This window comes from Flavobacterium sp., assembly GCF_044369455.1.
Lineage (GTDB): Bacteria > Bacteroidota > Bacteroidia > Flavobacteriales > Flavobacteriaceae > Flavobacterium.
In genome coordinates this window covers 1-4,063 of record NZ_JBIPLW010000079.1, presented here as the reverse complement: position 1 = coordinate 4,063, position 4,063 = coordinate 1, and the positions used below count along the sequence as shown (strand labels likewise).

General features: G+C 48.2%; 4 protein-coding genes. All 4 read left to right on the top strand.

The genetic code is table 11. The features are described 5' to 3' along the window. On the top strand, nucleotides 1-207 hold a 207-nt coding region (locus ACIQ2L_RS14510; protein WP_396160103.1), incomplete at its 5' end, for a hypothetical protein. A 46-nt stretch (nucleotides 208-253) separates the two neighbouring features. Next, nucleotides 254-1,411: a DegT/DnrJ/EryC1/StrS family aminotransferase gene (locus ACIQ2L_RS14505; protein ID WP_396160101.1), complete on the top strand. Its 1,158-nt coding sequence runs from the start codon at nucleotides 254-256 to the stop codon at nucleotides 1,409-1,411. A 62-nt stretch (nucleotides 1,412-1,473) separates the two neighbouring features. After that, entirely contained in the window at nucleotides 1,474-2,928 is a 1,455-nt protein-coding gene (locus ACIQ2L_RS14500) for a glycosyltransferase (protein ID WP_396160099.1), read from the top strand. 278 nt (nucleotides 2,929-3,206) lie between these two features. Next, nucleotides 3,207-4,063: ABC transporter transmembrane domain-containing protein (locus tag ACIQ2L_RS14495; protein WP_396160097.1), on the top strand; the 857-nt coding region annotated here is incomplete at its 3' end.

Here is a 4,063-nt window from a genome sequence, read left to right as displayed (position 1 = left end):
ACCGAATTAGGAACCGGCAATGCACATGGCGTCGTGACGGCCATTTCCGGCCAGCTCGAAAACTCAATGGGCTCGTTGGTAAAAATATGCTATCGCCTCGGGATCGTTGAAATACGGAAAAATCCGCAAACGACTGTGGTTACTCGACTTAAGTTCAATGAGAGCAAAGAGCTCACCGGTAACAGCTATCATTGTTACTCGTATTGACTCAAGAAACGCGCATCACTATTTTTCTCATATGGAAAGGAATCCTATGTCTACAGCAAAAAGATTTATCCGGGTGGCCGAACCCGTCTTGGATGGAAACGAAAAGAAATACGTTTTGGACTGTCTAGATGAGAATTGGATCTCTTCGAAAGGCAAGTACATAGACCGCTTTGAAAAACTTCTCGCGGAATACTGTGGTACTCGGTGTGCCGTTGTCACAAACAATGGTACCACTTCATTGCATCTCGCGTTGCTGGCGCTCGGCTTGGAGAGCGGCGATGAAGTGATAATGCCATCACTTTCCTATGTGGCCACCGCAAACGTTGTGCGATATTGCAACGCAACTCCCGTATTCGTTGACTCCGAGCGTCGCTTTCTTTCGCTCGATCCGAATCGAATCGAAGCAGCGATTACGCCCAAGACAAAAGCTATCATGACGGTTCCACTCTACGGTCATCCTGTGGATATGGATCCAATCCAAGAGATAGCGGATAAACACGGAATTTCTGTTATTGAAGATTCTGCGGAATCTTTGGGCGCGGAATACAAGGGAAGACGGGTTGGCTCTTTGGCAGAGTGCTCGTCATTCAGTTTCTTCGGCAACAAGACTATCACGACGGGAGAAGGCGGTGCAGTTACCACGGACGATGAGTCGCTTGCTGAACGAATGCGGTTCTTGCGTGGGCAGGCTGTTGATCCGAATCGCAGCTATTGGCACCCAGAGGTGGGCTACAACTACAGGATGACAAACGTAGCGGCAGCGATTGGAGTAGGGCAAGCAGAAAGACTGGAACAGCACACGGCGAAAAGAAGATCTATGGCCAAAAAGTATCGAGAACACCTTTGGGCGTTTCAGGATTTGGTCGAACTTCCGGCTGAAGCGGATTGGGCGTTGCATTCCTATTGGATGTATACGGTTCTGATTCCGAAGCAAATTGGTTGCGACCGCGATGAAGTGATGAGGCAAATGCTTGCCGCTGGAATTGAAACCCGGCCAGTGTTCTATCCAATTCACACTATGCCAGCCTATCAAGGATTGGCAAAGAAGCCGTTTCCTGTTGCGGAAGACTGCAGTCGAAGAGGCATTAACCTACCTACGCACGGAGCGTTGACGGACGAAGATGTTGTTTTTGTCGCTGAAAATTTGGTCAGAATTGTGAAGAGCTTGGCGGCTAAACCCAGTACTATGCGTCGAGTTGCTTAGCTCTCGATTCAAACCGGGCATCGATTACTTGCGTAGAAAGAGAATCTTGAATGGGTCGAATCATGAGAATTGGAATATGGTGTGCCTACCACGTAACACTTGAGCCTTCAGAAGGTATTGGTGTGTTTGCTCACAACCTTGCTTTGGGACTAAGCTCGCTGCAAGAGAAGGTGGAAGTAGTCATGGTTGCTCGCAACGGTCAAGAGGATGTCATGTCTCCGACCGTGAGCAAAGGCAACGGTCGCATCCGTGTATTCTCGATCGAATCGTTTTCTAAATACATCGCATCAGAGGCAAATGGCAAAGAAGAGGTCCAGAGTCTCAAGCTGCAGCTCGATACCATTCGTCATGCTCATCTGCGGGCGTCGAGACGTAGCCTGGATCGCTATCAAAGCAAAATAGTCAAGGTCATTGAAAAGTTTTCTGGCAAATCCAGACTTGGCAATCGAGTTTCTGGTTCTCTGGCATATTGTGCTTTTGGGGCCAACAAAGTGTACCTTGAGTTTCTTAGGGCAAAGAGCCGGCGCGTGGAGAGAAAGTTAGGGCGGGAGAATTCTGAAATTGCTAACTCTCCCTCGCAGCAATTGCTCGAACATTGCGATGTTTGGTTGGTCCCCTATGTTTGTTTGGACATGAAGTTCCCCAAGCCAACGGTCGTTACGATTCATGATTTGGTGACCTACCACTTCCCAGAAACTGTCAGTACGGAGACCTTGATTTCGATTAAACAGCTTGTTGCGAAAGTGTCCGAGCAGTCGACGATTGCTGCTTGCCTGACCGACTTCATTCGGAGAAACGACCTTATCGGCCAGCTTGGTCTTCCGGAAAGCAAAATTCGGGTGGTGTCGCCCGCGCCGCCCATCGATTTTCAGACACCTCCTCGTTTTGAGGATGCAGTGGCTGAGTACCCCATCTTGCATTCCAAGTACATTCTTTACCCGTCCGCGTTTAGAGCCTACAAAAACCATCAGGCTCTTATACATGCGATCCGCATACTCAAAGACAGAGGTGATAGGGAAACACAAATCGTTTTCACTGGCATTCAGTCGATGCCTGAGAATCTAAGAAAGCTCGTTTCTGAGAATAGGGTCGAAGATCGAGTTCATACCTTAGGAAAATGCCAAAGAGATGTACTCAGCTTACTATATCAGCGAGCAGTGGGAACGGTCGTACCTTCCTTGTATGAGCAAGGTTCGTTTCCTCTTATGGAAGCATTGCATTGGCAGTGCCCGATCGCGTCATCTCGAATTCCCTCGCTCGTAGAGCAGTTCTCACCTCTGGGGCAGTCAATGCTGCATTTCTCGCCACACGACCATGAAGAGCTGGCAGACACGATCGAGACTTTGCGAGATTCGCGAGAAAGAGTGTTGCAATCCCAACAGAATATGAAGCATCGAATCTTTGATCGAACGTGGAAGGATGCTGCCGAGGATTGGGTTCGCGTCTTCAGAGAGGCGATTGTCATGTATGAAAAACCCAAGGTCATCACTCCAGCAACCAGTTGTAAGGCGGCGTGATTCACCATCACAAAGTCATTGGCCGGAAATCGGTGAGCGAGCGTTGTCAGCAATTTCGGCCTCCGACCCGCTTATTGCCACGACCAAGTTAACGAGAAGGCCGATTTCGTTAATCACCTATTCACGCATTTAGTGAACTTGACGAAAATCGGCGGAGCTGCGATAGACACAAAGTATCTAGCCCGCCTTATTAGCTACATTTGCGCACCAGATAAGTATTTTTCGCCAAAGCACTCGACAACATATTTTTCGTCGATGACGATAACTAAAGGATTAATATGAAGAATTTTCGCAGAGCTGTTCGCGAATCCTTTCAATACTTTCCAGCAATTGTCCTGGCAACCTTATGCTCTGTAGGAATCGCTTTTCTTTGGGGCTCCAATATTGGGGCATTGTATCCCGTAATCGACTTGACACTCAAAGGCGAATCCATCCAAGGTTGGGTTCAGAAGAGCATAGATTTCTATGAAGCAGAACAATCTGCAACCAAATCCGAACTCTTACTAAAAACACAAAACGGAAACCAGCCTGCTGACGCGACTGCTCGATCGGCAATTCGCGGCCTCGAACACAAAATAGAACAAGCGGAAGACGCGCTCTACTATCGCCGCATTGCACTTAGCTACTCGGAGGCACTGCTTCCAAAAGATCCTTTTCGAACCATTTGTGCAATCATGGGGCTCCTGGTCGTTAGCACCCTCGTAAAGCATCTGTTAATGCTATCCAATGATTTGCTTTTAGGATACGCAGCGTCGGCAATCGTACGAGATCTGCGAAGGAGAGTGTTCGCTAAGGCATTGTCCATGGACCGGACTACTTATCAAAATCACGGAACCAGCGGGTTGCTTGCGACGATTACATCTGCTGCGGACTCCCTCGCGCTAGGCCTCATGGCACTGTTCGGGGTAGCAATTCGTGAGCCTCTACGAGTCGGCTCTTGCTTGATTTTCGCATCATTCATATCCGTGAAGCTACTGCTTTTGTCGGCGGTGCTGGCACCAATGCTACTTTTGGTAGTTGTATTTTTCAACAGGACCATTCGCAGCATTTCCACTTCCATTTTGGGCAAAAACGTTGGATTTCACGAAATTTTACTAGAAGCCTTAAACAACATTTTTACTGTTCAAGCATTTAC

Bases quoted from the DNA above. Each gene is read 5' to 3' on its own strand.
- ACIQ2L_RS14505 (WP_396160101.1), top strand. From the start codon at position 254: ATGTCTACAGCAAAAAGATTTATCCGGGTGGCCGAACCCGTCTTGGAT.
- ACIQ2L_RS14500 (WP_396160099.1), top strand. From the start codon at position 1,474: ATGAGAATTGGAATATGGTGTGCCTACCACGTAACACTTGAGCCTTCA.